The 26,849-nt window shown below is 69.4% G+C and carries 28 protein-coding genes and 1 pseudogene; 13 read left to right on the forward strand and 16 right to left on the reverse strand.

Annotated elements, in window-relative coordinates; translation table 11 throughout:
• Positions 1-9: 9 nt before the first annotated feature.
• From ACWFR1_RS00360 to ACWFR1_RS00390, 7 genes are all read right to left on the reverse strand, one after another.
• A complete protein-coding gene (locus ACWFR1_RS00360; RefSeq protein ID WP_453544955.1) occupies positions 10-1,260 on the reverse strand; it encodes a methyltransferase domain-containing protein in 1,251 nt (416 codons plus the stop codon).
• Complete coding sequence (locus tag ACWFR1_RS00365) at positions 1,250-1,588, reverse strand: hypothetical protein (protein ID WP_453544956.1); 339 nt, start codon at positions 1,586-1,588, stop codon at positions 1,250-1,252. Before ACWFR1_RS00365 ends, ACWFR1_RS00360 begins: the two co-directional genes overlap by 11 nt.
• Positions 1,585-2,376: a class I SAM-dependent methyltransferase gene (locus ACWFR1_RS00370; RefSeq protein ID WP_453544957.1), complete on the reverse strand. Its 792-nt coding sequence runs from the start codon at positions 2,374-2,376 to the stop codon at positions 1,585-1,587. The genes ACWFR1_RS00365 and ACWFR1_RS00370 overlap by 4 nt, the downstream gene beginning before the upstream one ends.
• Entirely contained in the window at positions 2,373-3,842 is a 1,470-nt protein-coding gene (locus tag ACWFR1_RS00375) for an NUDIX domain-containing protein (protein WP_453544958.1), read from the reverse strand. Before ACWFR1_RS00375 ends, ACWFR1_RS00370 begins: the two co-directional genes overlap by 4 nt.
• A 107-nt stretch (positions 3,843-3,949) precedes the next feature.
• Positions 3,950-4,996, reverse strand: a complete 1,047-nt coding sequence (locus tag ACWFR1_RS00380) for a phosphotransferase (RefSeq protein ID WP_453544959.1) — start codon at positions 4,994-4,996, stop codon at positions 3,950-3,952.
• Positions 4,993-7,017 (reverse strand): ABC transporter ATP-binding protein, encoded by a 2,025-nt coding sequence (locus tag ACWFR1_RS00385; protein ID WP_453544960.1) that lies wholly within the window; start codon positions 7,015-7,017, stop codon positions 4,993-4,995. The genes ACWFR1_RS00380 and ACWFR1_RS00385 overlap by 4 nt, the downstream gene beginning before the upstream one ends.
• 386 nt (positions 7,018-7,403) lie before the next feature.
• Entirely contained in the window at positions 7,404-7,625 is a 222-nt protein-coding gene (locus tag ACWFR1_RS00390) for a helix-turn-helix domain-containing protein (protein ID WP_453544961.1), read from the reverse strand.
• Between the two features lie 988 nt (positions 7,626-8,613).
• Between ACWFR1_RS00390 and ACWFR1_RS00395 the strand changes: the two genes are divergently transcribed.
• From ACWFR1_RS00395 to ACWFR1_RS00440, 10 genes are read left to right on the forward strand one after another with little or no spacing between them, the layout of a single operon-like run.
• On the forward strand, positions 8,614-9,678 hold the full coding sequence (locus ACWFR1_RS00395) for an aldo/keto reductase (protein WP_453544962.1): 1,065 nt from the start codon (positions 8,614-8,616) through the stop codon (positions 9,676-9,678).
• 11 nt (positions 9,679-9,689) lie between these two features.
• Positions 9,690-10,082 (forward strand): 6-carboxytetrahydropterin synthase, encoded by a 393-nt coding sequence (locus tag ACWFR1_RS00400; RefSeq protein WP_453544963.1) that lies wholly within the window; start codon positions 9,690-9,692, stop codon positions 10,080-10,082.
• Entirely contained in the window at positions 10,079-10,813 is a 735-nt protein-coding gene (locus ACWFR1_RS00405; RefSeq protein WP_453544964.1) for a 7-carboxy-7-deazaguanine synthase QueE, read from the forward strand. Before ACWFR1_RS00400 ends, ACWFR1_RS00405 begins: the two co-directional genes overlap by 4 nt.
• Positions 10,803-11,306 (forward strand): phosphoribosyltransferase, encoded by a 504-nt coding sequence (locus ACWFR1_RS00410; protein WP_453544965.1) that lies wholly within the window; start codon positions 10,803-10,805, stop codon positions 11,304-11,306. Before ACWFR1_RS00405 ends, ACWFR1_RS00410 begins: the two co-directional genes overlap by 11 nt.
• Positions 11,296-12,114 (forward strand): class I SAM-dependent methyltransferase, encoded by an 819-nt coding sequence (locus tag ACWFR1_RS00415; RefSeq protein ID WP_453544966.1) that lies wholly within the window; start codon positions 11,296-11,298, stop codon positions 12,112-12,114. Before ACWFR1_RS00410 ends, ACWFR1_RS00415 begins: the two co-directional genes overlap by 11 nt.
• Complete coding sequence (locus ACWFR1_RS00420; RefSeq protein WP_453544967.1) at positions 12,111-12,833, forward strand: dTMP kinase; 723 nt, start codon at positions 12,111-12,113, stop codon at positions 12,831-12,833. The genes ACWFR1_RS00415 and ACWFR1_RS00420 overlap by 4 nt, the downstream gene beginning before the upstream one ends.
• Positions 12,823-13,857, forward strand: coding sequence for a radical SAM protein (locus ACWFR1_RS00425; RefSeq protein ID WP_453544968.1), 1,035 nt, complete (start codon positions 12,823-12,825; stop codon positions 13,855-13,857). Before ACWFR1_RS00420 ends, ACWFR1_RS00425 begins: the two co-directional genes overlap by 11 nt.
• Positions 13,854-14,966, forward strand: coding sequence for a DegT/DnrJ/EryC1/StrS family aminotransferase (locus tag ACWFR1_RS00430; protein ID WP_453544969.1), 1,113 nt, complete (start codon positions 13,854-13,856; stop codon positions 14,964-14,966). The genes ACWFR1_RS00425 and ACWFR1_RS00430 overlap by 4 nt, the downstream gene beginning before the upstream one ends.
• Positions 14,954-15,607 carry a 3'-5' exonuclease gene (locus ACWFR1_RS00435; RefSeq protein WP_453544970.1) on the forward strand — a complete coding sequence of 218 codons (654 nt, stop codon included), beginning with the start codon at positions 14,954-14,956 and terminating at the stop codon, positions 15,605-15,607. The genes ACWFR1_RS00430 and ACWFR1_RS00435 overlap by 13 nt, the downstream gene beginning before the upstream one ends.
• 39 nt (positions 15,608-15,646) lie before the next feature.
• Positions 15,647-16,450, forward strand: a complete 804-nt coding sequence (locus ACWFR1_RS00440) for a dTMP kinase (protein WP_453544971.1) — start codon at positions 15,647-15,649, stop codon at positions 16,448-16,450.
• Here ACWFR1_RS00440 and ACWFR1_RS00445 read toward each other — a convergent pair.
• Positions 16,442-16,933 carry an NUDIX domain-containing protein gene (locus ACWFR1_RS00445; RefSeq protein WP_453544972.1) on the reverse strand — a complete coding sequence of 164 codons (492 nt, stop codon included), beginning with the start codon at positions 16,931-16,933 and terminating at the stop codon, positions 16,442-16,444. The two genes, ACWFR1_RS00440 and ACWFR1_RS00445, sit on opposite strands and share 9 nt — an antisense overlap.
• A gap of 150 nt (positions 16,934-17,083) precedes the next feature.
• On the opposite strand from ACWFR1_RS00445, the gene ACWFR1_RS00450 reads away from it, so the two are divergent.
• The 3 genes and pseudogenes from ACWFR1_RS00450 to ACWFR1_RS00460 all read left to right on the forward strand — a co-directional run bounded on the left by ACWFR1_RS00450 (position 17,084) and on the right by ACWFR1_RS00460 (position 18,546).
• A complete protein-coding gene (locus ACWFR1_RS00450; RefSeq protein ID WP_453544973.1) occupies positions 17,084-17,710 on the forward strand; it encodes an HAD family hydrolase in 627 nt (208 codons plus the stop codon).
• Positions 17,707-17,805 (forward strand): annotated as a pseudogene (locus tag ACWFR1_RS00455) (zf-HC2 domain-containing protein); the annotation flags it as partial. The gene ACWFR1_RS00450 and the pseudogene ACWFR1_RS00455, both read left to right, overlap by 4 nt.
• A 63-nt stretch (positions 17,806-17,868) precedes the next feature.
• The gene (locus ACWFR1_RS00460; protein WP_453545419.1) at positions 17,869-18,546 is read left to right on the forward strand and encodes a class I SAM-dependent methyltransferase; all 678 of its coding nucleotides are present in this window, start codon (positions 17,869-17,871) and stop codon (positions 18,544-18,546) included.
• Here the strand turns inward: ACWFR1_RS00460 and ACWFR1_RS00465 are convergent.
• From ACWFR1_RS00465 to ACWFR1_RS00500, 8 genes are all read right to left on the reverse strand, one after another.
• Entirely contained in the window at positions 18,536-18,988 is a 453-nt protein-coding gene (locus tag ACWFR1_RS00465) for a PPC domain-containing DNA-binding protein (protein WP_453544974.1), read from the reverse strand. The genes ACWFR1_RS00460 and ACWFR1_RS00465 overlap by 11 nt on opposite strands.
• Positions 18,988-20,019: an asparaginase gene (locus tag ACWFR1_RS00470; RefSeq protein WP_453544975.1), complete on the reverse strand. Its 1,032-nt coding sequence runs from the start codon at positions 20,017-20,019 to the stop codon at positions 18,988-18,990. Before ACWFR1_RS00470 ends, ACWFR1_RS00465 begins: the two co-directional genes overlap by 1 nt.
• A gap of 37 nt (positions 20,020-20,056) precedes the next feature.
• Positions 20,057-21,559, reverse strand: a complete 1,503-nt coding sequence (locus ACWFR1_RS00475; protein WP_453544976.1) for a transcriptional regulator, XRE family protein — start codon at positions 21,557-21,559, stop codon at positions 20,057-20,059.
• Positions 21,560-21,886: 327 nt separating this feature from the next.
• A complete protein-coding gene (locus ACWFR1_RS00480; RefSeq protein WP_453544977.1) occupies positions 21,887-22,627 on the reverse strand; it encodes a hypothetical protein in 741 nt (246 codons plus the stop codon).
• A 235-nt stretch (positions 22,628-22,862) separates the two neighbouring features.
• Positions 22,863-23,447, reverse strand: coding sequence for a class I SAM-dependent methyltransferase (locus ACWFR1_RS00485; RefSeq protein WP_453544978.1), 585 nt, complete (start codon positions 23,445-23,447; stop codon positions 22,863-22,865).
• Positions 23,448-23,648: 201 nt separating this feature from the next.
• Entirely contained in the window at positions 23,649-24,083 is a 435-nt protein-coding gene (locus ACWFR1_RS00490; RefSeq protein WP_453544979.1) for a hypothetical protein, read from the reverse strand.
• Positions 24,080-24,925, reverse strand: a complete 846-nt coding sequence (locus ACWFR1_RS00495; protein WP_453544980.1) for an ATP-binding protein — start codon at positions 24,923-24,925, stop codon at positions 24,080-24,082. Before ACWFR1_RS00495 ends, ACWFR1_RS00490 begins: the two co-directional genes overlap by 4 nt.
• Positions 24,926-25,179: 254 nt before the next feature.
• Positions 25,180-26,376, reverse strand: a complete 1,197-nt coding sequence (locus ACWFR1_RS00500) for a helix-turn-helix domain-containing protein (protein ID WP_453544981.1) — start codon at positions 26,374-26,376, stop codon at positions 25,180-25,182.
• Between the last annotated feature and the right edge of the window lie 473 nt (positions 26,377-26,849).

Raw genomic sequence — 26,849 nt, forward strand, 5'->3', positions numbered from 1 at the left:
TGTCCAGGATCACAGTTCGCCCTTCGCCGGATGCGAGGTGGAGGCGGGTTGGCGGGGGACGGTGGCGAGTGTGGGCAGCACCCATTCCAGAGCGTTGCCGCGGGCGCCGGAGGTGACGTGCTGTGGCCCGCCGCCGTCGGGGATCTCGACCCGATACACGTCCGGTCGTCCGGCGAGCTCCCACCGGTCGTGGAGGGCCTCGAGCTCGGCCCACACATCCCGCGACCCATGCACGCGGACGGTCCCTTCCTGGGGGCCGGGCACGGCCCAGGAGTCGTCGCCGGGGGCGACGATCCTCATCGTCTCGTCCTGGAAGTCCCACATGAGCCCCGGAGCGAGGTACGCGGCCGCGAGCCAGAAGCCGTACGCCTTCCGCTCCGGCGGCGCCAGCCGGGTGGCGCGCGGTCGGCCGGGGTCGGCCACGATGCGGGGGCGGTGGTGGACGGCGGTGAGCCACTGGTAGCCGAGCAAGGGCCGAGTGCCGCGCCGGTCACCCCTGAGGACGGCCTCGATCCGGCCTTGCGGCGTGCGGGTGACGAGCAGTTGCCCGGGCCAGCTAGGTGTCCTGGTCGCGAGCGTCGTCACCAGCCGTCCACCGGGGGCGAGCTGATCGACCCACGCAGGCGGGACACAGGGCACCCCGAACCCGGAATGGACCCGGTTGTACGGAGCCGAGGCCGGGTGCCCGTCGAGGGCGTCGCCGGTCACGACCTGGACGCCGAGCCCGAGCCGGTCCAGGTTCCGCTGGGCGAACGTGGTCATGTGCCGGTCCCGTTCGACGCCGGTAGCGTTGCCGGGTCCGGTGATCGTGGCGGCGAGCGCGAGCGAGATCCCCGGACCCGGCCCGAGGTCCAGGAACCGCTGTCCGGGCGCGAGTTGCAGCGTCTGGAGCGCCCTGACGGTGAACGGGAGCCCGCTGGACATCGAGGTCATATGGCCACCGGTCACCGGCCCGCGCCCGAGGGCGTCGAGGGGTTCTCCGTCACGCTGGAGGAGGACGGAGTCGCCTTCGTGGACGAGGTCGAGCCATTCCGTCCGGTCGTCGAGGTGTGAGCCGTCGAGGAGGCGCCAGTCGATCGGATCCGCTGCCGGGCCGCTGACGCGGACATAGGCGTGAGGGAGGAGAACCTCCCTGCGCACCCGCAGGAGGGCTTCGCGCAGGCGCGGGTCGCTGAGCACGCCGTCGGCTTCGAGACGGTGGACCAGGGCGGCGCGACGGCTGCTTGGATCGGTGGAGAGACCCGACAGGTCAGTGCTCATGGCGATCGCCCTCCGTGAGTGAGGCAGGACGGCGGGGCGCCGACGCCGGCTCGGGCATGGTGGCCATGCGGCGGATGGGAGATGCCCACAGGAACGCGACCGGGGCCAGGTAGAGCAGGGTCCCTGCAAGCAACGCCGCCCACACACCGAACGCGGCGGCGATCCCGCCCGCGGTCAGCGCGGCGAGCGGCCGCACACCAGAGACGAGCCAGACGGACGTCTGCTGCGCGCGGGACTGCAGCTCGGGCGGTGTCGCCTGCCGGAGCGGCGTGCCAGCAGCGGCACCGGCGGCGGATGTTCTCGCTCCGGGGGTGGTGGTGGCCGTCACGGTGTGCTCCGTTCCGGCTCGCGGTGAGCCAGCGTGTGCACGAGGCGTCCGAGTTGCCGGTAGGGGTCCCGCGTCGACGCGGCCCACTCGGTCTCCAGCGCCTGCGTGTACTCGCCGGGGTCTGGGTCCCAGTCATCGTTGTGACGGTCGGTGAAGACCCGGAGACCCTGCCAGTCCAGCGGCGTGAGGCCGTGCTCGGCCGCGAGCCGGTCGAGCTCCTCGGCCGTATCTCCTCGTGTGTCCAGGCCGAGGTTGCCGACGCTCGTGTCGGCGCCGCCCACGATGAGACGGCGCGCCGCCGGGTAATCGCCGCGCAAGGCTTCGCGGAAGCCGATCGCGGCCCGGTTCTTCGTGAGAATGCTCAGCAGTCCGCCCGGTCCGCCCGGTCCGACCAGCCCGGCCAGCCGGGCAACCGCGCCCGGCGTGTCGTCCAGGTACATCAGCACGCCGTGGCAGCACACCGCGTCGAACTGGTCTCCGTCGAGGAAGAGGTCCTCGATACCGGCTTCAAGGAGACGGACCCGCGCGACGAGTTCGGGCCGGGCGGCCAGGCGACGGGCCGCGGCGCCGAGCATCGCGGCTGACGGGTCGGTCGCGGTCACGTGGTGTCCGGCCGCGGCGATCCGGAGCGTCATCTCGCCGTCGCCGCAGCCGACGTCCAGCACCCGCACGGCCCCGGCGGGAAGTTCGGCCAGCAGGCGGCGGGCGACTAGATCGTGGCGCAGGCGACCCCGGGCAGTGCGGGAGTGGGTGGCGTAGGCGGCGCCGACGGCGGCGAAGTCGGTCAACGCGACCAGCCCATCTCCGTGTAGAGGCGGCCGGCCAGGATGCCTTCGATCGCGGCGCGGGTGTAGGGAACGATCGGCTCAGGCAAGTCCTTGGCGCTCCACCACTGCCAGGTGACGCACTTGTCCGGCTCCCGTACTTCCGGCACGCCCTCCCAGTGGCGGGCTCGGAAGAAGAGACCGATACGGGGCTGGCCTCCGGGCCGGTCAACGAGGTGCACAGTGTGCACGAGTTCGAGGTCGGCCGGGTCGATCACCAGCCCAGCTTCCTCGTACGCCTCCCGGACCAGGCCAGCGGTCGCAGCCTCCGCCTCAAGGTGACCGGCCAGGGCGTGCCAGGATCCGCCCGCGTACGCCGAATCGGGATGACGGCGGCCCAGCAGGACGTGGCCGTCGCGCTCCAGGTACAGGTGGACGCCGACGACGTTCAGCACGGTCCCCGACGGTGCCTTCGCCGGCACGACCGCAGCCGGCCCTGTCCTGACGGCGGGTACGGGGTGCTCGGCCGCGTGCCGCTCCAGCATCTTCCTCGTCGACGGCACCATGGTCATGAAGGGGAACTTCTCAGGGCGGACCCAGGTGACCATCACGCCTTCGGCCAGTGGCAGCGTCGACGGGTCGCCGCTCCATCGGCCGGTGAACAGCTGGATCGGTACCCGGGTGCCATCGGTGACGGTGGCGTACTCGACCGCGTACGGCCGGAGGTCCGCGATCTCCAGCCCCGCCTCCTCCCTCAGCTCGCGGCGCATCGTGTCCAGCAGCGTGCCGTCCTGAGGCTCCCGGCCGCCGCCGAGCAGCGACCACGACCCCGGCTCCCAGATCTCGGGCTTGTTCGCATCCCTCAGATGCAGCAGGTACTGGCCGCGCCCGTCGTGGATGACCGCGCCGGCGTTCACCGACCGGATCACGCCGTCCAGCCCGGAGACGACGAGCTTGGCGCGCAGGGTGGAGGAAGAGACCTCGTTGAAGGGGAGCCAGGCTGTGCCGTCGACCTCCTCGGCCTGGAGCGTGAGGTCTGGTGCGTCGTCGGCGAGGTGGACGACGAAGCGAAAGTCGTAGTGCTGGTGCGCCGGCTCGCCCTTGGTGGGGTTGGCGTCGATGTCGTGGACGTCGATGTCGATCGGCCTGTCCCGGAACTCCGGCGTGAGGACGAGGGCGGAGGCCGGGATCCCGGCCTCCTCCTTGACCTCCCGCAGGGCCGCGGCCAGCAGAGTCTCATCGCTGGACTCGACGTGGCCACCCGGGGCGAGCAGCAGCCCAGTGCCTCGGTGCAGCACGTGCAGGACCCGCGCGTCGCGGTCGATCACAGCGACACTGCAGGTGACATGGCCGGGGAGGGAGGTGCGGCTGGTCGGATCGCCGGCAGCTTCCAGCGCGGCCAGAAGCCCGGCCAGGGCGTCGTGTTCGCCAGAGTGCCGGTCGAGGTAGGCGGTGACCAGGGTATGGATGTGGGAGGGGAAAGGCGGCATGTCAGAACCTCACGAAGCTCAAGGGCCCAGCAGTGGGAAGCCCAGCGGATGGCGTGGCCGTCCCACCGGCAGGGGATGTCGGCGAGACACTGTGCGGAGGGCGGGATCTAGCTGAGGCGGTCACGCAGGATCCCCTCGGCCTCGTCCAGGCGCTCGCGCAGCACCGCGGCGGCCTGGTGGCGGGCACGGGCGTACGCCTCCAGCGACGGCGTGGGCGGCCCGAGTCCGTCGACGACCGTATTGAGCGGATACACCGACAGCGCCAGGGCGGCAGCGGTCACCCGCACCACGCTCACCAGCTCCTCCACTCCCACTGTCGAATACAGGTAGCGGTAGGCGGCGGTGAGCCGGCCCAGGCCTTCGGGCCAGTCCGGCTGGGAGAGCACAGTGCGGGGGTCGAGCGCCAAGCGGCCCAGTTCCCAGACCGGAGACCGCCGAACAGGCGGGTGGAAGTCGACGAGCGCGGCCACCCGCTCGCCCTTCAGCAGCACGTTCGGACCCGACAGATCCCCATGCACCACCTGCGACAGCATCGCCCGCGGGACCTTCCCCAGCAGCTGCTCCACTTCCGGCAGCCGCGTCAGCTTTTCGCGGGCCGTCGCCACCGCCCACCGCTCGAACTCCGTGACAGGCGGCGCCGCCTCGTACCGGGAGACGAGATCCTCCAGCCGTGCCGCGTTCCGTGCCAGGTCGATGGCCTTGTCCCTCGGGCCGAGTCGCGGCGGGCCGAACTGGTGCCGGGCCAGGCCCCGGTGCAGGCGCCCGACCGCTTCGCCGACGGCCTCCCATCGGTGCCCGGTCAGCCGCCCTTCCGCCGTCACCGCGTTGGGGATGAACCTGGTCACCGACATCGCCAGGTCCTGGTGCTTGGCGATGAGACGGTTCTCGTTCACGGTGTAGAGGGCGGGGGCGACCGGAACCCGGCACAGCCGCGCGTACTCGCTGAGCGCGGCGGCGCGCTCAGCCTGTCCCAGGTCGGTACCCGCCGCGTAGGTCTTCACGAACCAGTGACGACCGGCCTCGGTCCTGGCGACATAGTTCTGGGTGTCGGTCCCAGCCGGGCCCGCCGCCACGGAGGAAGGCAGGACATCGAAGTCGGCAGCGAGGAGGAGCGTGACCAGCGAGATTCTCGACTCCAGTGAGGTGGGCGTCACGACAGCACCTCCCCCTCGTCGAGGAGGCTGCCGGGCTCGCTCGACGTGCCCTTCACCGGGGCGGGCTGTGCCGGCACCGAAGGGGCAGCGAACTGGCGGGCCTGCAGCTCATACGCCTCCCGGAACGCCCCCGTGCTCGTGGCAGGGTCCATGAGCTGGGCGAACGTGCCGTGCTCGACGACCCGGCCCTCGTCCAACACGTAGATCAGATCGGCGTGGCGCACGCTGTGGAGGCGGTGCGTGATCAGGACGGTGGTCTGGCCGGTGCCGGCGAGCCGGTGGATCTGGTCGAAGACGCGCTGCTCGGCGGCCGGATCGAGGGCGCTGGTCGGCTCGTCGACGATCAGCACCTGACCATCTCGAGCCTTCGCCCGGGCCAGGCCGATCTTCTGCCACTGTCCGCCGGAGAGTTCCTGCCCGCCCCGGTAGCCGCGGGCCAGCAGGGTACTCAGACCGCGTGGGAGCCCCTTGACGACCTCATCGGCTCCCGCGTACGCGGCCGCGGCCTCGATGACCGTGTCGTCCATCGCGACGTCGCTGCGGCCGATGCCGATGTTCACCCGGCAAGTGAAGGGCCACCGCTCGAAGTCCTGCGCGACCATCGCCACCCGGGAGAAGATCCGATCCCGGCACGCGGCAGCGGCACTGACGTCTCCCCACAGAACGCGGCCAGAAGCAGGTAGGTGTAGGCCACACAGAAGTTTCGAAATGGTTGATTTACCCGATCCGTTCTTGCCTACCAGGGCCACGGTCTTGCCGCGAGGGATGACCAGGTCCACCTCCCGCAGGGACGGTTCCTCGGCGCCGTGGTAGGAGAAGGAGACCTTCTCGAATCGGATCGCGTCGAAGTCCTCCGGCACGTCCACGCCCGTATCCGGGATCGCCCGCCGCTCCGCCTCGGCACACAGCCGCTCCAGGTCGGCAACGAACAGGGACTCCTCCTGGATATCGGTGACCCGCAGCACCAGGTCGGTGATGCTCGCCGACCCGGCCCGGATCGCAAGGACCGCAGTACCGCCGACCGCGAGCGCCATCTGCCCGTTCCACAGCAGGAGGAGGAGCACCCCGTATGCGGCCACCGTTGCCACACCGCGAGCCCCGTCCGCGAACAGCCCCGTACGGGCTGCCACCCACGCGAGCCGGGTCTGCTCCCGCTCGCTGGTCTTGGCCATACCGCGGAAGTGCTCCAGAAGGAACGGACCCACGTCATGGACCCGGACCTCGCCCGCCGCCTGCTGATCGATCAGCAGGCGGCTGATCAGCTGTGCCGCGCGCGCGTGCTGGACGAACCGGTGCCAGCTCGCGTACCGCGCCCGGGCCATCGTCAACGATCCCCACGCGCTGGGCAGCGCCATCGCGACCAGCAGAGGCAAAAGTGCCCAGTGGAGCACCGTCAGCACGCTCGCGGCCGCGACCAGCGAGATGGCCGAGGCGACCACGGCCGTGCAGTAGCCCACCATCCGCCGGGCCCCGTCCGCGCCCCACTGTGCGGAGTCCATCAGCTTGTGGAAGGCGTCGTCCTCGATCGCGTTCATCTCCACCCGGGCGACAAGGCCCAAGTACCGCTCAGTGGCGACCCGTTGGACCTTCGGCTCCAGGACTCCCGTCGAGGCGGTCGATGCCGACTTCAGCAGCGAGGAGAGGACCGACATCACCGAGACGAGCACCAGCGCCGGCACGGACGCCCGCAGCCGGTCGACCAGGGGCCCCGTCGCCAGCAACTCGGCCAGGAGCGCGTTCACCGCCACCAGGGTGAACGCCTGCGTCAGGCCTCGGCCGAACTCGCTGACCGCCACCGTGTACAGGGCCCTCCGGTCGGCCTGCCTCGCCAGTCGGACGGCGACGGCGACCTGCCGGGGAAAGCTCACGGCCATGCTCCACATGCCCAGTTTCACCCAGGTCCCGCGGTACTGGTTCCAACCCTGGTCGTAGTCGAGCTGACCGCCGAACAGCAGCTGCTCGGAAGCCGAATGGGTATCCGCCCCAGCTGTGGGCGATGCGTTGTCCGCGGCGGTCTTCATGCCCCCCACCTCGTATCCGGACGTGCTGAGCGGAATGCGCCGGCGCCTCGACGAGGCCTCGGAGCGCTGACGTGGCCCCCGAAGGGCGGGAGAGGCCCGGCAGGAACGGGAGCGGCAAGACGGTCGGGAAGGGGGTACATGGCTTTCTCCAGGAGGGAGGGGGTTCGGGTGTCGGGAGGCTCAACGACAAGGCCGGGCCCGTCGAACACACGTTTTTCGGACGCCGTGCGAACCCCGTGACTGAGCGAAGGTGCGTTCGTGCCGGGTGCACCGACCCTTGTGGCAAGGGGGTCGTGGTCCGGCAGGGGGGTGGCCGAAACGCCGACATAGGGACCCCTCAAGCGTTTCCGCCCGAGCATGCGGGAGCTTGCCCTTGTGGGTGGTGCTCACAGATCTACGAGTTGAGTCCTGTGGTTTCCCCCACGGCCGCGGAAGCGGACCTTTGCCTCGCTGAGCAGTCGGTGTACCAGGCCGTAGGAGGTGTGGGTCATCGCGGCGAGCGCCCGGATGCTGAGCTGCTCGCTCTCGTACACCTTGGCGAGTTGAGCGCTATACGAGTGGCGGGCCTCCCCTCGGAGCGGGAGGCTTGGGGGCTGGATGGATGCCATGAGGGCCGGGTCCCTTTCTGGTTGGCGGCTGACGCGTTGCACGGGTGCAGGCCCGCGAGGCCGGAGGCTCGTGGATGGAGCTCGGAGGGCATGCTGGCCAGCGGGCTGAGCTAGCAGGGGCGGGACGAACTCCGTCGGCGTTTGTGTGTGGCGCCGCCGGCTTCGGTCATCTGCGGCGCGTGCTCCTCCAGGACCTTGGGGGAGGCGGCGGTACACCGGTCAGCTCCCAGGTCTTGGATCGGGCACTGCGCTGCTCGGAGGCTGGCTCTACCCGATCGGGCGCCCGAACGACGCTGCTCGGCAGCAGAGGCTTGCCTTCACGCCGCCGCCAGCGGGCAAGGAAACAGGCACCCCAAGGGGCGAGGGCGGATCGGGAGGGCAACCCGGCGCTGGTACCTGCGGCCGTTCCGGCGCGCCTGAACCGGGGACGACGACGCGGTCCAGGTACGCGGATGCGCAGCCTGGTTGCCCCGTTGACGTAGCCCGGCATGACGTCGTCTCCCGTCTCAATACATCACATCGCACCGCAGCAGCCCAGGCCCTTTCGCGTTGCGCTCCGTTCGCGGTCCGGGGGCGCTCGCCCAGAATTCGGGGGCGGGCGACCGCCTGCTTCGGTAGTTCTCAAGATCCGGGCATCAGCGTGCCGTTCCGCGTGCAGAGGAAGCCAGAGCGGCGAGGGATCACGGCAGGGGTCATTCGCAGCGCCGCGCCGAGCATTCGACGAGGTACCTAAAACGCCACATTGGTAAACGAGTTGCCCGTTGCGAGTCGGCTCTGTCCCGCCGAATGACCTCCGTGGTGATCCCCTGCTCACCTGGACGGCTTGGGCGACGCGCTGCCACCGTGAATGCAGGGCACCCCGCAGCTAGGACCGTTCTGGACGGTTTGGACTCCCGGGGCGTCCCCTGGCTGATGCGTATGGCCAGCGATCTCTGATCCCCTCGTCTAACGCGATGAGAGCGAGCCCCTTTCCGTGACCGTTTCCCACGTGAGCCGGCGCCGATTGGTAGCCGGGCGGGATGAGTTCCCGTTAGGCATCGGCTGTCGCCCCCTTGGCGGCCCTGCCTGCAATCGCGGCCGCGCTGCGGGCTGGGCGGCCGCCGATGACGGTGACCTGGTCGACGGTCTGCTCCAGGCCCAGGCCCTCGGCGTTACCGTCTTCGACACCTCCGACGTCTACGGGTTCGGACACTCCCAGCGGCTGCTCGGGCGGATGCTCGCACAGGTCCCCCGGGAGAGCGTCCGACTGACCTGCGCAGTCGGCGCGTTCCAGGGCACAGGGCTCAGTGGCTACAGCGCACTGACCCTCCACGGCCAGATCCAGCAGAGCCTGGAGAACCTCGGAACGGACTACCTGGACGTCCTCACCCTTCAGCACCACGACTTCGGTCCCCGCGACCGCTACCTCAACGAAACACTGGAGACCCTTCAGGCTCTTCGAGATCTGGGGGCCGTCAAGGCGCTCGGCATGATCACGCCCCATCGCTCTGCAACGAGCATCGAGGCCCCCGCACGAGCGGAAGGCGCGGCCCGGTTCGCCTACCTCTTCCAGCGAGTCCGGCCCGATGTGCTCAGCACGACGTACGACCCGTTGAGTCCAGATCTCCATGACGACCAGAGCAACAAGGACGTCTTTGGCTTCAGCGGCCGCCACGAGGCAGCCACCCTCGTATGCCAGCCGTTGGCGATGGGACTGCTCACCGGCAAGTACGGCCCTGAATCGGTGTTCAAGGCCGGTGATGTCCGCACCGCGATCCCCGCATCGGTCCTCGACGTCCTCCACCGGGGGCTGCAGCCGCTGAGGGACCGGTTCGGTACGGCGCCGCAGGAGCTCGTCCGCGTAGCCCTCCACCACACCCTGCGCCGATGCCCCGACGCGGTCGTACTCACCGGATTCACCTCCCTGAAGCAGGTGACCGCGAACCTCCGGGGTCTCGGCGACGAACTGAGCGATGGCGAGTACGCCTTCGCTCACTCCGTCTACCAGGAGCTTGGCCAGAGACTGCGCGCGCTTGGTCACCGAGTCACCCGTCCCCCATCCATCCACTCGTGAGGAGCATGCTTATGCCTCCTGGAACGATCACCATCGGCAAGACCTTCACCTTCGAAGCGGGTCACCGGCTGGTCAGTCTCGGCCCGGACCACAAGTGCGCGCGGCAGCACGGCCACAGCTACACCGCCGAGCTCATCCTCACCTCGGATGAGCTCGTGGGCCCGGGGTTCGTCACGGACTTCGCGAACCTGCAGCCGTTCGAGCAGTACCTCAAGGACGAGCTCGACCACGAAAACCTCGACGAGGTCCTGTCGTTCGAACCCACCTCCGAGCTGCTGGCCATGCATCTGGCCGAGTGGGCGGTGAAGAACCTGGAACCGCACATCGACGGCCGGGTGAAGGCGGTCCGCGTGAGCGAGACCGGGAAGACCTGGGCCCAATACGACCTGGAGACCACGAAATGACCTCGCTCACAGACACCCCCAGCTTCGGCAAGCCGGCCGAGCTGCTGGTCTCGGAAATCTTCGGACCGACCTTCCAGGGCGAAGGCACCAGCCTCGGCACGCTGGCCGGCTTTCTCCGGCTGTGGGGCTGCAACCTGGCCTGCGCCGAACGCATGCCCTGCGACACGCCGTACACGTGGGACACCACCCGGTTCCCGCGGCGCGAGAACTCCGCCAAGCGCACCCTCGCGGAAGTCGGCGACGAGCTGTCGAAGATGGACGCCGAGTTGATCGTGATCAGCGGCGGCGAACCGCTCCTCCAGCAGAAGCGCCTGGTGCCCCTGGTGCACCACCTGATCAAAGAGGGCAAGCGGGTGGAGTTCGAGACGAACGGGACCATCGCCCCCGCGAGGGACCTCCTCATCGACGGGGTCAGGTTCAACGTCTCGCCCAAACTCTCCAACGCGGGCGGGGAGGAGAGCCGCCGGATTGTCCCCGAGGCCCTGAGCGTCCTCTCCAGCAGCGGGCGAGCCGTCTTCAAGTTCGTCGTCGAGCGGGTCGAGGACTTGGACGAAGTCCAGCAGGTCGTTGACAGCTTCGGCCTGTCTCCGGTGTTCGTGATGCCGGAGGGCACCAGCCCCGACGACGTGATCCGCCGGGGCAGGGAACTGGCCGATCCGGTCATCGCCCGAGGCTGGTCCATGACCACCCGCCTGCACATCCTGCTGTGGAAGGACGAGCGTGGACGCTGACCCGGGTACCGCGCTGACCCTGACATGGGACGCCATCACCTCCGCCACGAGCAGCCTCGCCGTACGCGTCGCGACGGACGGCGCACCGCAGACCGTGGTGGGCATCATGCGCGGCGGCATGATCCCGGCCGTGATGCTCGCCCACCAGCTCCGGATCCGTGACGTGCGAACCGTCGAGGTCACCCACACCGTGGCGGACGGCATCGACGCGGCAAAGTCGGCCAGCCCGACCGCCATCAACACGGCCTCGCTCGGGAACCTGACCGGACGGGACGTCCTACTCATCGACGACATTGCCGGCAGCGGTTCCACTCTCGCCCACACGGCTTGGCTGATCAAGACCCTCGAACCCCGGCGGCTGCGAACCGCCGTGCTCACCGTCAACCGGGCCAACTGGACCGACGGGCCGGAGCCTCGCTCCCGCATCGACTACATCGCATCGCTGACGGACACCTGGGTCGTCTTCCCCTGGGAGGAACAGCATGGGCACTGAACTGGACGAGCAGCACCGCACCCGGCCGGGCACACCCATGATCGGCCCCTACAGCACCAACCAGATGGACGACTTCTACGCCGCGCTCGCCCGCGGCGAGGCGAAGCCGACCGGACTGATGAACCTGATGCAGCACCTCATCGCCACCGAACGGTGCGCGGACGGCGCGAAGGTCCTCGACGTCTGCTGCGGCCGCGGACTGGCCCTGCCGCTTCTGCACCGGTACGCGCCGAAGACCGGCCGCTACGTCGGCCTCGACATCAGCCCGGACAACCTCTCCGAGGCCCGTACGCGGCTTACCGGCCTGCGGGAGGAGTACGGCAGCCCGTTCCCGGTCGAGTTCGTCGAATGCGACGTCGCCGCGCCCTGGCCGCAGCTGCCGCTGTTCGACCTCGCGATCTACACTTCGGCGCTCGAGCACCTGCCGCACGACCTCGGCGTGAAGAGCCTGCACTCCACGGCCGCCGCGCTCGCACCCGGGGGAGTGCTATTCCTGTCCACTCCGCAGGCATTCGGCCCGCCGCCGCGCCCGTTGCAGTACCGGGTCCACGTGTACGAGTGGGCGCGCGAGGAGGTCGAGCAGGCCGTCGAGGGGGCCGGCCTGGTCGTGGACGACGTGATCGGGCTGCTGCCGCCCGCGCCGGACCAGGTGGCCGCCGAGCTTGGCGAGCGGTACGGGACCGGCGCGGTCGCCTGGTACCGCGATCTAGCCGCCCGCGTACCGAGCGCCCTGCTGGACACGGTCTCGGCCGTCGCCGTGCCCGACGCGGCCACCGAGCTGCTGTATGTATGCCGGAGGCCGGCATGAGCACCACCACGCTTCCGGGCCCCCGCCGCGTGAGCGGGGACGCCACCCGGCCGCTCTGGGTCAGCGTGGAGGGCATCAACGGGGTCGGGAAGACCGCCGCGGTCCGAGCGACCGCCGCATCCCTCGGCCCGCGGTGCCTGCTTCTTGACGAGCTGACCGACCAGACCGCCGACACCCTGCCAGGCCAGGTGATCGCCGCCCTCGCCGCGAGCGGAGACGTTTTCCTGCGCACCGGACACCCCGTTGTCGAGACCCTGGCGCTGCTGGCCCTCAAGGTCCGCGAAACCGAACGCCTCCGCTCCGCGCGTCCGGCCGGCATCGACGTGATACTCGAGGACCGCGGCATCGACACCGTGGCCGTCTACCAGGGCGCGATCCTGCACACCTACCACCGGCAGACGCCCGCCCGGGCAGTGGCCGAACAGATCCTCACCGCCGGCCGCCGGTGGCGGCCGCTGCCGGACGCCACGATCCTGCTGACCGGCGACCGCGCGGTCTGCGCGACTCGGTTCGCCACCCGGATCGGCCGCGACCTCACCAAGGAAGACCTGGACGTGATCGAGCAGGCAGACCAGCTCTACCAGGACCTGGCCGCCGACGACCCTGGCAGGTTCACCGTGATCGACGTGACCGGCCACAACCCGGACGAGACCGCCCAGGCTGTCGAATCCGCTGTGCGCGCCGCCGCGACCCAGCGGGAGGCCCACCATGCCCCGTGACATCACCCTGCTGTGGGCCCTGCGCTCCCCCTGTTCCTTCGAGTGCCCCCACTGCTACTTCGGGGAGCTCAAGGAGCACAAGGAAGCCCTCCCGGAAGGGCTGGGAGTGCTGTCCCACATCCCCGTCCGCGACCTCGACTACACGGTCATGCTCGCGTTCGCGAAGACCCTGGCCGACTCACCGGTCGAGCGCGTGGTCATCGCCGGCGGCGAGCCGCTGGACTGGCTTCCCACCCTCACCCTGATCAAGACGATCAAGGACGCAGGGTGTCAGGTCGTCGTCGCGACCAACGGTGTGCCGCTCACCCGTCCCGGCATCGCCGAGCGTCTCGTCGACTTAGGAGTCGACGGAGTCTCGGTGTCCCTCGACAGCGCCGACGCGGCCACGAACGACCGGCTCCGCCCCTCCCGGTCGGGGCGGGTGGGCCACCACGAAGTCCTGGCCGGCATCCGCACCTTGCTGAACGCGCGCGGTCCCCGCCCGAGCCCCCGGGTCGGCATCTACACCGTGGTCATGCGCTCCCGCCCCCAGGAGATCACCGAAGTCGCCCGGCTCGCCTCCGAACTCGGCGTCGACTACTACGTCCCGCAGCCGATCTCCCTCGCTCGCGATCACAAGCTCTTCGACGAGCTGTGCCACACCTCCGACGAGGCCCCGGCAGTCGCCGACCAGCTGCACCAGCTTCAGCAGGACCCTGGCGGCCTGATTATCCCGGACCCCGCCTACATGCGGCAGTTCGTCGCCTCGATCGCCACCCAGGACAGCGGACGGGTCAAGGACTGCTTCGGCGGGTCCCGGCTCTTCTTCATCCAGCCCGATGGCTCGCTGTGGGACTGCCCCTCCGACCGGCGGACCGCCGCCACCCCGCCCCACGCCCTGCGCACGATCGTCGGGGCGGATGCCCGGACCCTGTTCGCCGACCGGCCGGCGTGCACGGACTGCTCCCACTTCAGCCGGGACTGCGTGAACATGGGCCCCCTCGTGCTCGGCATGCCCCGCCTGCTCGCCCGTGAGTCTGCATGACCAGCCTGCCGCCGATCCCCGGTGGGGAGGCCCTCGCCGCAGACATGGCGGCCGCGCTGGCCGGGATGCCCGACCCCGCCGGCGCCGCCTTCACGACCCGGCTCGAACACGGCCTCGCAGCCTCCTTCGGCAGCCGACACGCTGTGGCGGTTGCCTCCGGCACCACAGCCCTGCACGCCGCGCTGTCCGCGATCGGCATCGGACCGGGCGACGAAGTCCTGGTGCCGGCCCTCACCGTCGTCATGACCGCCGCACCCATCGTGCTGCTCGGCGCCACGCCGGTGTTCGTCGACAGCGACGCCGACACCCTCGACCTGGACTACGCCGATGCCGCCCGCAAGGTCACGGACCGCACCAAGGCGATCGTCCCCGTTCACTTGTGGGGCAGGATGGGAGACCCGGCCCAGTTGCGTGCGTTCGCGGCCGCGCAGGGACTCACCGTGATCGAGGACGCCGCCCAGGCCGCAGGCAGCTCGCGTGCCGGAATCAAGGCCGGAACCGCCGGCGCCGCCGGATGCTTCAGCACCAAGGACGGCAAGATCCTGTGGAGCGGTGAGGGCGGCTACATCCTGACCGACGACGCCTACCTCGCCGCACACGCCCGAGCCTTCCGCAGCCACTGGCTACAGCCCCCACCCGGCAGCCGCCCCCAGGAACGGATCGCCATCAACGGCCGCCTGGCCGAACCGCTCGCCGCGCTCGCCCAGGCCAACCTGCGCAGGCTTCCCGCCCTGCTGGAGCGCCGCCGCTCACAGACCGCGCATCTCCTCCACGCCCTGGAAGACGTCCGCGACATCACGCCCCTCCAGCCGGCAGCGGACGAGACGTGGAACCACTACGCTCCGCTGCTGAACCTCGCCCTTCCCGGGCCGCGCGCGTTCGCCGAACACCTCGCTGAGGCGGGCGTGCCCAACTCCACCGGTACCTTCCGTCTCATCCCCTGTGACCAGCGGCCGATGCTCACCCCGTCAAACGGGCCCGACTGCCCCGGCGCCGCCCATATCCTCAACCACACCCTCGCCGTGATCCTCACCGAACATGACGACGAAACGCGGCTCGAGAAGTACGCCGCCATCATCACCAAGGAGGCCGCCGCATGGGACCGTTGATGGCCGACCCCGCTTTCACGGCCACAACCTTCGTCGTCATCGACTTCGAGGCCACCACCCCCACCGGCCACCCGGCCCAGCCGATCGAGGTCGCAGCCCTCGCCCTGACCTGCCGCGACGGACGATGGGGCGCCGAGGGTGAATTCGAGTCGCTCATGCGCCCGCCGGACTTTGCCCCCCTCACCCCGTTCGACACTCAACAGACCGGCATCACCCCGGCCATGCTCGACCAGGCTCCGCTCCCGGAGCAAGCCATGGCCGCCCTTGACTCCCGCCTGACCGGCGGCCCCTACCTACTGGTCGCCCACCACGCCAGCACCGAGGGCAACCTGATCTACCTCGCCCGCGATCACTGCCCCCGGCTGGCCGCGACGGACCTGATCGACACCATCCCGCTCGCCAAGCGTGTGCTCCCCGGCAAGCCGGACTACCGCCTTGACACCCTCCTTGACCACTACGGCATCGCGAAGCCAGTCGACCGCCACAGGGCGATGGCCGACGTCCGGGTGACCGCCGACCTCTTCGCCCGCTTGCTTACCGAAGCCGAGACCACCGGCACCCCCACCACGCTCCACCACCTCACGCGGGTCGCAGGACGTCGCGCCAAAGCGAACGAACCCGTACAGAACTCGCTCTTCTGAACCGCACCGCCCCGGCGCACCGACACGAAGGGTCCGTACATGGACAGCACCGCGCCCCACAGCTGCGGGCGACGAGGGCCGCTGATCTCCACCGAAGGCATCAACGGAGTCGGCAAGACCTACCTGACCAACCAGGCCCTCAATACCGTCCCCGCCGGCACGAAGCACCAGGCACCACTACTCCTCGACGAGTTCTCCGCACGCGCCCACGGCCGTGCCGGCCTCGGCGGCGCCCTCCTGACCGCGCTCCTGAAGGCCAGCGCCGACGACCCGTTCCTGCGCGGCGGCACCCCTGCGGCCGAAGCCCTGCTCCTGCTCGCGATCAAGAGCCACGACCTGGACACCATCCGCCCGGTCCTCGCCTCCGGCCGCGCTGTCGTCGAAGGCCGCAGCATCGACACCACGGCGGTCTACCAGGCCCTCCTCATGCACCCGGACGACCCGGCCGCCGCCCTCGAGGAAGCGGTCGCCATCGTCGACCTCGCCGCCCGCTTCCGCCCGCTCCCGGACATGACCATCCTCGTCACCGACGACGCCACCGCCGCCATCGCCCGAGCCCAGAAGCGTGACCAGCGCGCCTACAGCCCCGACCAGCTGCGCCTGCAGCATGCCGTCAGCACCCTGTACGAGAAGCTGGCGGCCACCGATCCGGTGCGCTTCCGTATCCTGGACCGGCGAGAGGTCGAGGAGAAGGCTGCGGTCGAACAGATTCGCAGTTGGATCACAGAAGCCCGTACGGGCCTCGGCTGTCTGCCCGAGCCGTGGCAGGGCCCGCCGGGCACCTGCGCCCTGCTCGCCGACAGGACCGGTGCTGCGCTCCTGGGAGGGCGAGGATCAGTGTGAGCTCGTCCCGGCGAGCTCACCGATCCGCGCGAACAGGTCCTTCGCGAGCACCTTGGTGTCCTCAAACACCGCATCGGATGTCAGAACCTCCTCCTCGCTCAGCCAGGTGAACGGGTGCTCGGGCTCCCGGACCGGCTGGAGGTTGTCGGCCACCGCGACGAAGACGTGATCGATGTGCACGTGGTCCTCGGCCAGATGATTGTCGCGCGGCACCCGCAGTTCGGTGATCCACCACGGCTGTTCAACCACTCGGTGCGGGTATCCGTGGGGCAGCCGGGCAGCCGGCCCAGGAAGCGGGCGGACCTCGAGCCCGGTTTCCTCACGTACTTCGCGCCACGCGGCCTCGGCCGCGGTCTCGTCCTGCTCGATGTGCCCACCCGGAATCATCGCCATTGACAACCGGGGGTGCTCGATCAGACCGAGCCGCCAGTACCCGTCCACCCGCGCGAAAACGAACGTGGACGCCGTGCCGTGCTTGATCATCAACAACCCCTTCGAGAACACATGCTGCACGCGAGCCTGCCACAGCCACCACCGTGGCGCTGACCGAACTCGCCTTCCACAAGCAACCGTTCACTCGCACTGGCGACACCCGGCCGCCCCGGCATTGGGGCAGAGAGGACCCGATCCGGCATGAGCGACCAGTCCGCCGCCCCGTACCAGCCGATCCTGTCTGGGGTCCGAGCGGTCGTCTTCGACTTCGACGGAACCCTCGCCGACACCACCGAAGGCCACCGCGTCGCGCTTCAGCACGCCCTCGACCCCTACGGCGTCGCGCTCGACGCCCGCTGGTACAGAGAGCATGTGGGCCTGTCCATCCACGATCTGCTTGTCAGGCTCCCCGGCGCCGAGAACCTGGCGCATGACACTGTCGTTGCCGCGTCTCGCGCCTACCTGCTGCGGAATCTGCACACCCTCACGCCGATCCCCGCCACACTCGTGCTCCTGCACGCGGCCCGGGAATCCGCTCTGCCGTGCGCGATCGCCTCGGGCGCCTCCGGTCTGCTGGTCCGTCCGGCGCTCAACACGCTCCGCCTCGAAGGACTCTTCGAGACCGTCGTCGTACGGGAGGACGTCTCCCGCGGCAAGCCCGCGCCCGACCTCTATCTTGAGGCCGCCCGCCGTCTCGGCGTCGCGCCGGAGGAATGCCTGGCCGTAGACGACGCCGACGACGGCCTGGCCGCCGCCCACAGAGCCGGCATGCGTGCGCTCACCCTCGCCGACTCCAGGCTTGTCCCTGCCACGGGAGCCGGCCGGTGAACGCGTGTACCGAAGCTGGGAAGAGTTTCGGCCCCTACCTGCACCGGACGCTCCCACCGCGGCAGCAGGCGGCCGTACGTGATCATCTCGACGCCTGCTCCGACTGCTGGGGACGGTGGAACCTCTTCCGTTGGGACCGGTCCCTGAGTACAACGCTCATGGACGAGTTGCGTGCCTACCTCCACAGCATCGGCCGGTCGTTCACACCGATGCGGGACTCCAGCCGCGAGCTCGCCGAATCCTGGAAGCGGCAGGCCGACACGCAAGGCAGCCGGGCTGAATTCTTCCGCAGCAGTGAGGCGTACCTGTACAACCTGGCGATATGGCACGCGAGCGGCCACCGCCCGCCTTACTTGGCCGCGGCCGGCGCCCTGCTGGCTTCCCGCCCCGGGGCGACCGTCGCCGATGTGGGCTGCGGCATCGGTAGCGACACCCTCACCCTGGCCGGGATGGGACACCCAGTCGTGCCCATCGACTACGACAGTCCTTCTACACACTTCGCCCGCTGGCGGCTGCGGCGCGCCGGCCTCGACGACACTGTGTACCAGCCCGACGCCCTGCCCGCCGCCCTCGCGCCGCAGGTGGTGTGGATCGTCGACACCCTCGACCACATCCCCGACCTCGAATCGCAGCTCGCGCCTCTGCTCGGCCAGTGCCAGCTGGTAATCAGCGAGGCCCAGCAGCCCTTCCGGGCCCACGGCGACAACCGCTACTACATCCGCCGCACGCCTTGCGAACTCGACTCCTTCTTCGCCGCCTACGGCCTCACCCCCACACCCACCAGCCCGATACAAGGTCTCTTGTCGGTCTGGGAGGCCTGCCGTGTCAGAAGGTGAGCGTCGGAACGCGGTGTGGTCCGCACCGCGGGCGTGTCATCTCTGGGGCGAGGACCTCCTGCAGGTACATCTCCTGGATGAACTGCACATCGGCGGACAGCAGGTGAGACACGCTGCCAGCAGCGTTCAGGTCTTTGCGGCCGACCGCAACATGCACGTGAGGAGAAACGGCGCCCCGGTCGGGATCCCACGCAAGGGTGGCTGCCCCGACAGCCTCCACGGTGTGCAGGACGGTCTCGTCCCACACTGGGGCCTCAAGATCATCTAGTGGGCCGTCGGTGCCGACGAGGCTGATCCGACGGAACCCTCCGAGGAACATGGGGATGATCGCCTGCCGGATCCTCATCTCGATGCAGAAGCGATCGAGTTCAGCAAGGAAATCGTCGCCGTCATCGAAGGCCAGCATGAAGCTGCGGCCCATGGCCAGCTCGGCGTGCCGCATCAGCCGCGTCCTTGCGTCGTCGTCCCGGCCGGCGCGAACGTGGCACGGATAATGTTCGGATCGGTACCCGTGCGGAGTAGAACGGTAAGCAGCAGGCGCGCCTTGTAGGGGTCCAGGTGCCCGGCTCCGATGAGGCCGCGCTCGAGGAGGTCCTTCTCCGAGCCGGGGAATCCGTAGGCGCTGGTGAGGGTGGTGCCGCCGCCGGTTCTTGTGGTCAGGACTACCGGGATGCGCTTCGCAGCGCTCTCCAGGACGCCGACCCAGGTCTCGGGGACGTGACCGACGCCGAACGCGGAGATGACCATGCCGTCGACCTGGTCGAGGAGCGGTTCGAGAAGGGAGCCGTCGTCGCCGAGTGAGGCGGTGTACAGGCCGACCCGGGCGCTTCCGTTCCAGTCGGCGGTCAGCGGCAGCGGCTTGTGCGCCGGGGCGGCGAGGAGCCGGAGGCGGCCCTCTGCGATGACGCCGAGCGGACCGGTGTCGGGGGCGGTGAAGGCGTCGGTGCTCGTGGCGTGGGTCTTGCGGACGCGGGCGGGGTCGAAGACCTGGTCGTTGAAGACGACGAGGACGCCGAGCCCGCGGGCCTGCTCGCTGGCAGCGACGGTCACCGCGGCCAGCAGGTTCGCCGGGCCGTCGGCGCCGGCGAGGTACGGGGCGCGCATAGCCCCGGTCACCACGAGTGGCGCGATTCCGTCGTACAGAAGGCTCAGCAGGAAGGCAGTCTCCTCCAGCGTGTCGGTGCCCTGGGTCACGACGACGCCATCGAACGCGCTGTCGGAGGCCATGCTGCGCAGGCGGCGGGCGAGGTCGGCGATGGCCTCGAGCGACAAGGAGGCGCCGGGCTTGGGCTCGGTCACGGTCAGCGTGGTGACGGCGACGCCGGTGTCCGCGAGCTGAGGCACTGCGGCCAGGAGGTCCTCGGCGGCCAGCGTGGGACGTGCTGCTCCGCCTTCAGCGGTCGGGGTCATGGCGATGGTGCCGCCGAGGCTGACCACGAGGACCGTGGAGTGGCGGCTCTGGTTCGTCAACACGGCATCCTCATGTCGCCGGGGACAGGGCGCGGGCAGCCTATCGTTCGTGATCTTGTCTGCCCAGGCCGCCGACGTACCGCAGGGTCTCGTCCAGGGCTGTGAGCGTGAGCAGACGACTGCGGGGCCGCACCATGTGGTCGATGCCTTCTTCGGCAAGGCCTCGGCATCGTTCGGACAGCCAGGCCCAGTCGAGGCCGAGGTACTCGGCCAGGGCATGCAGGCGCCCAGTGGACGACTCAGAGTTGAGAAGGTTGTGCGTTCGGGCGTGTCCGATCGCCTCCTGATACGGGGCGACGTCGCGGCGTGCGCTGGTGGTCGACACTCGCCATACAGCCTCCTCCCGGACCCAGTTGGCCAGGATCGCCCGGTCCTTGGCCAGGACGAACCCGTCGACCTGCTGCAGTTCAGGGGCTGCGGTCATCCAGACCGTGATGCCGTGCATCTGCATCATGGCCACGGTCAGGAACAGCAGGATCCTCTCGTAGGTCTCGCTCGAACTCACTGCCGCCTCCGGGATGCAGAACGCGCGGCCGAGCGGGTCGGCGTTGCCGGTGAAGCGCTGTGAGAGGGACTTGAGGTAGTCGTGCTTGTGGCGGAACAGCAGCCACGGCGCGCATTCCTCCCCGGTGGTCTCGCGGGTCCAGAAGGCCGGCACCTCGGTCACGTGGTCGAGGTGCCGCACGATGAACTTCGCGCACAGCCTGGATCCGAGCCACGCCGCCCCGACACGGGAGAGGTCGGGCATCTCCGAACGCGACGGTGCCGAGGTGCGGATCGCCGCGTAGTGCGTCAGTTCTTCGGACCGGTCGGCCAGGGCACTGTCGTCGGCGAGGAGACCGTCGTCCAGGATGTGTAGCGCCCATGTGATGGCGTAGGTCAGGTCGTCGAGACGGTAGGCCGTTGGAACATGCGGGGTCTGGCCCGAGGCGAGGCTCTGACGGGCGATCGCGGCGTCCAGGACGTACAGGCCACTGCCGCCGGCAGCACCGGGAGAGGCGAGGAGTACACCTCGTCGCGAGGAACGGATGAAGGTGCGCAGGTGCGCGAGGTCCGCCTCGCCGAGCTCCAGCAATCGGCCTCGGGGCTCGGCCTCGTAGAGCTGGACACCGATTGTTGTTCCGTCGAAGTGACGTCCTCCGCTGAGTTGCCAGACCCCGTCGACACCGGCCTCCGGGGAGCCGGGAACATGCCGCGATGTGCCCCAGGAGTGGTCCAGGGCCCGAGCAGCGGTACGCGTGCGGCGATCTGCCGGTCGGGGCACCACGAACTTCCGCACCGGAACGAGACGGCTGAGCTCCTCGACGCTCCTGTCGAAGAAACTCTCCAGGATGAGCCGCATCTCGCCTCGGGGCATGTTCAGGCCGGCGCGCCACCGCTTGAACGTCGGTTGCGAAACCTGGACCCGTGCGAGGCGCGGCTCACCGTGACGCTCGGCCGCGGCTGCAGCCATACGGGTCCACAGCACCTGGAACTTCGGCCAGGAGGCGCAGTTGAGCTCTGGCGCCTCCAGTAGGACGTGTAACAGGGTCCTTGTCTCCATGGTGGTTGCCCTCCGAGAGCAGCAGCTGCGATCCGGCTTCAGACAGTGATTGCGCGTGGCGCTGGGTACTTCCGCTCCATGGACTTGGCCGGTTCATCACCGCGTACAGCGCCGTGCCCGTTGGAGTGCCCGTCACGCGAGGCCAGAGGATGCCTTCCGTGTCCCGGTCGGTGCTCAGCTCGTCGGTGTAGGCGATGCCGCCGGCGGCGGAGGAGAAGGCGAGCGGCGGGACCGTGATGTGCTGACCGGACCGCATCACGATTTCGGGTGTCGGCCGGGGGCCGATGACGGGGCACCGGGCCGTGGCGCTGACGAGAGTTGCGTCCGTCACGAGGGCGCTCCGGCTCCGGCCTGGGCCTCCAGCGCGGAGCTGAGGCGGTCGGCCTGGTCGAACGTCAGCCACTCGATGACGATCAGGTCGTGGCCGCACGACTCGCAGTTCCTGCAGTCTGGCCGGAAGGGGTACGCGCTCGTCTCGACCTCGCCGCCGAGTACCTCCTCCATCATTCGAGCGAACCGCTCTGCGTACGGGTAGAGCAGGACCGGATCACAGAGCACGGTCTCATCCTCGGGCCGGCCCAGTGCGCGCTGCAGCTTCCGCACGTCGTCCGGGGTGAGCGTCAACTCGCCGAGCTTCCCGCCCATGACGCTGACGGAGGGCTTGGCTTCGAACTCGCAATGCGCCAGAGCCGTGTTCAGCCGACGGGCGGCATGAGCCTCAGGGGGCAGAGTGCGGGTGACAAGGTCAGCGAGCATGCCCGCCCCCTGAGCCGTCCGCAGGTCGATCTGGAGCGTCCACGAGACGCCGTCGCGGAGTGAGACCTTGGCGGGGATCCCGGCGTCGGCGAGCACGGCCTGCACTGCAACGTCGGCGTCCTTCTGGTGGGTATGGATCCCGTCAGCCACCGGCACCGGACCGCCGAACGAGGCCACGTAGACCGTGCGGTCGGCGGCGATGCTGGCGATGTGATCGCCGTCCGCGTCGCGCAGGGCGTGCTGGAGTCGGTCGAAGTCGGCGCTGGGCGTGACCGCCGGTTCGGCCACGGGCTCAAGGGTTTCGTCGTTCACTGCCCTCACCGCTCGTTGGAAGGCCGCACATCGGCCGGAAAGATGGGGTCCTACCACCGGGATGAGTACGAACACGCTGATCAGGGCCGTTCCGAACGGGGTCATCGGTGTCCTCCTCACGGTGATGGGGATGGAGCCCTCCGCCACGTCCGTTCGATTCCAGCGGGGGACTGGCGATCACGGCCGGCGTGGCGGAGGGCGGCTTAGGGGTGTTGTATTCGGGAGCGAGGCCGGGTCAGCCGTAGGGGCCGCGGAGGGCCACGGCGGTGATCACCCCGTCGGGGTCGAGGTCGTACCGCTCGTACGAGGCCCAACCGTGGGCGAGACCCTTGATCACGTCCTCGGACAGGCCGCGTCGTGCCCCGTCGGGCTGCTTCTCGATGACGTCTGTGGTCATGTGCAGCACGCCGTCACGGCGGAGCCACCGCCGTACGTCGGCGATGAACCGCTCGCGGTCCAGGTACGGAAGCGTCAGGCGGCAGGTGACGATGTCGATGCTGTCGGGCGCGAGGTGGCGGGGGATGGGATCGACGTCGAAGTCGTGGCGGCGGAACGCCAGGGTGCCGCCGTGCTGTCCGTGGACCTTCCGGGCGTAGTCGATCGCCACCTGGGAGTGGTCGTAGCCAGTGGTCAACAGCCCGAGCCGGGACAGTCGGCACGCGAAGTCACCCCGGCCGGTGCCGATGTCCATGGCCACCTGTCCCGGCGCGGCACCGGTGCGGTCTTGGAAGCGGAAGACCTCTTCCTCGGTAACCGGCTGCCAGCCGATCGGCTGGCTGTAGACGTGGTCCCAGTACTCCGGGAGCCGGGTGATGGTCACGACAGGTGTCCTCACGAGTGGGCAGGGATGTGGTCGGGAGTTGGGGCCGGCCGCAGCTCGCAGTAAGGCCGCTGCCGGGGTGTGCGAAGTACGGTGCGCCGCCTTCTGCGGGCCGGGTTTGGATCGGGACCGGCCTGCAGGGGGCCGACTGGAGGTCCTTCCCGCCGCGCCTTGTGACGAGCAAGCGACGGGGAGGACGGTCTAAGGGTCGACGAGGTCGAGGACGCGTATCGTCGCGGCGGTACGACGGGTGAGCAAGCCGCGAGCGGACGGCGGTCGGCGCAGCAGTGCCATCAGCCCACGGGCGGAAGGGAGGGGTTCGGTGGCCAGCTCTAGCAGAGCGGCGATTACGGCGGCCGGCATGTCCTTCCCCCGCGCGACGTCCGCGAGCCGAAGCAGCACCGTGCCCAGCTCCTCGGCGTACCGGCGGAGCTCGTCTTCCGGCAGCGTGTCGTCGAGCTGGTCGAGGAGGGCGTATACCTCGGCGTGTGGGTCGAGGGCGGCCCGCAGGCGCAGGAGCACGTCCGTGCCGGCCGAGAAGCCTCCGACCGGGGCGACCGAGGCCGTGATGCTCTCGCGCGTAGGGTCGATGGGGAAGACTTGCTGGGAGGCGGCATCCCGCAGTACGAGTTTCACGCGGCGCCCCCGACCCGCTCGACCTGCTGCACCGGCAGAGCGGCACGCACGGCCCTGCCCTCGGCGGTCGGGTTCCAGGAGACGTGGGCGCCCGTCACGAAGCTGAGGAGCCGTGCCACGTGGTCGGCGCCGTCGAAGGCGCGCTGGTCGTCCTCGATCTCGATGATCAGGCTGCCCTTCTGGTCCACGGCGAGCCCGAGCCAGAACGACGTCGCGGTGCGGTCGGCCGAGTTTCGAGTCAGGGCGGCGGCGGTGTGTGCCGCAGACTCGACGTCTCCTCGCCATCCCAACGCTGTGGCCGTGCTGCGTACGAACGCCCTCGCCTGCCGAAGTGCTGCGTCGACGTTCGGCGGCAGCTCCGTACGGAGGAACGTCAGCGCCTGCTGGGAAGGTAGTTCCCGGGCGGCCGGCTGGAAGCCGATCTCGCACCACACCAGGCTTCCATCCGAGTTCGTACCCCAGCGGATGGCGAGCTTCTTGACGATCAGCAGCCCCCGGCCGCGCTCCTCGTCGGAGCGGGCGTCCTCCGGTGCCCTGCGACTCGAACCTGTCGCCTCGACCTCGACCCGTAACGCCGACTCGTGTCGACGGAGCCGGACGGTGGCTTCAGAGGCCGTTGTGTGGAGCACCGCATTCGTGGCGAGCTCCGAGACGACCAGTTGAACGTCGTCCGCGAGGTCAGCAAGGCCCCAGTCGCGCAGCACCTCCACAGCCGCGAGACGCATTCGCCGGGGCCACCCGCGTACGGCCTCGGGCTCCGAAGAGGCGTGGCGCTTGAGTGACGGGAGCTCGAAGCTCCCGTCCAGCATCGCCCGTGCCAGGGCCGGGGACGTGACGTTCACGGCGTCCCCGCTTCCGTCGCTTTCGAAGCGACGGGCGGGAGCGCCGGGGGATAGGTGGGCGCCGGGGTCGGGAATCCGGCTGCGGCAGCAGCGATCTCGCTTCGACGGGCGCGCTGCTGGTCCGTGAATCGGGGCTTCGTCGTCATGGTCGGCTCCATGTCGGAAGGGCGGTTGACGACATGGTGGACCCACGACAAGGCCCTAACTATCACGGCTTCGTGATAGCTAGGGCCAGAGCTTGACTGCTTGTCATGTCAGGAGGTCGGGACGCCCAACCAGGTGCCGTACGACAGGAAGCTGTCGGGCAGCCGGCGGTGGGCAGCCTCCAGCCCGGCGTATGTCTCACGGACGGTCGGGTGGTGCTTGGCCTGCTGTGGGGCAACCTTGCGCGCCTTCACCAGGTTCTCGAAGGCCCCATCGAGCTGCCCCGTCCAGAGCTGGGCTCTGGCGACTTCGGCGAAATGGTGACTGGTGCGAGACTTCGGCCAGTCCTTGGGGATGACGATGCTCCGAGACGCCTGAACTGCCTTGGCGTACTTGTCCAGTTCGGCCAGCACCGCGACTCGGTGCACCTGCACGTTGGTCTGGCCGAAAGCGAGCCAGTGGACCTTGACCGCTTCCCCAGTCTGGCTGGCGATCTGCTCAGCCTCGGCGAGGTGCTCGTGCGCCAACTCGCTGTTGCGAGCGCGGCCGGCCATTACGGATGCCCCAAGGTGGAGCTGTCCGATCACGACATTTCGCTCTCGGACCTCGTCGGCCTGGTCCAGTCGGCCGAGGCCCATCGTGATGAGCCGCTGTCCGGTCCGGAAGTTTCCTTCGCGGAGGTACGTGAGCGAGCGCAGGTAGTGGGCCATGCCGCCGAGGATCGGGTTCGATCCCTTCTCCGCGGCCCATTCCAGTCGTGCGATGGAGAGTTGGGCCAGATCCGCGTAGCCGAGCTTGGTCGCCACGTCGTACGCCGTGCGATAGAGACTCGCGAGATTCGCCCAGTTCTCGCTGGTCCCGTTGGTGTGGGCTGCGGCGGTCGCTTCCTCGATCAGCCCGGCCACACGCGTGGCCGCGTGCTTGATCTCGCCAGCCCGTACGGCCGCGCACAACTCTTCGGCTTCGGCATGGAGTACCGCTGTGGTGCGGGGAGGGAGGTCGGAGTCCGGACCGATGTCGAAACAGTCGAGGGCCTCGCGGATCGGCCGAATCAGTACGTCGACCTCGTCGGCCCGCAGAGCATCCTCGTAGGGCTGGCCGGTGATCTGCGCTACAGGGATCCGTAGGGCCTTCGCGGTCATGGCGATCAGCGCGGGGGTCGCAGGGAGGACGCCCTGCTCGGTCTTGGTCAGGGTGCTGTACGAGATCGACGGAGCGATCTCGCACAGTTGCTTCTGGGTGAGGCCGTGCGCCTTGCGGAGGCGCGCGATTCGCCTACCGATGTGTTCCGAGGGCAGAGCGTGCATACCGGCTCCTGTTCTGCTGCGACAACAGAACAGTACCCGCGGCCGGCTTCGCGGGGCGCCGACCGAGCCCCACCGTCGTCTTACGGGGGGTGAGCGCGACACGGAACGCGGGGCAGGTGCGATGGACTCCCCATCTTCATCTACACGAGTGTGACGGTACGCGCGTAGGTGTTCCAGACCGCCGCCCACGGACCGCCAGGCGACACCAGGGGTTGGGGCGAGGAGAGATAGCGGTACTACGGCCGGAGATCTTGTGACGGTCTGCGTGTGAGGTCTTTTACCGTGCATGAGGTGAGTGCGTGCGAGGCCTCATGGCCTTTGGAATTCCAGCTGTGGCCGAGCAGGTGCGCGGGGTCGCACCCCGGCATGCCATGTCCGCTGGTGCAATTTGGGGAGAGCCGGGGGTCGTTCTTTCCGTAAGGACAACACTGCCGATGCATCGCGTAGGGCGCATTCGCCCACGGCAGACATGA

Source organism: Streptomyces sp. NPDC055103, from assembly GCF_053607625.1.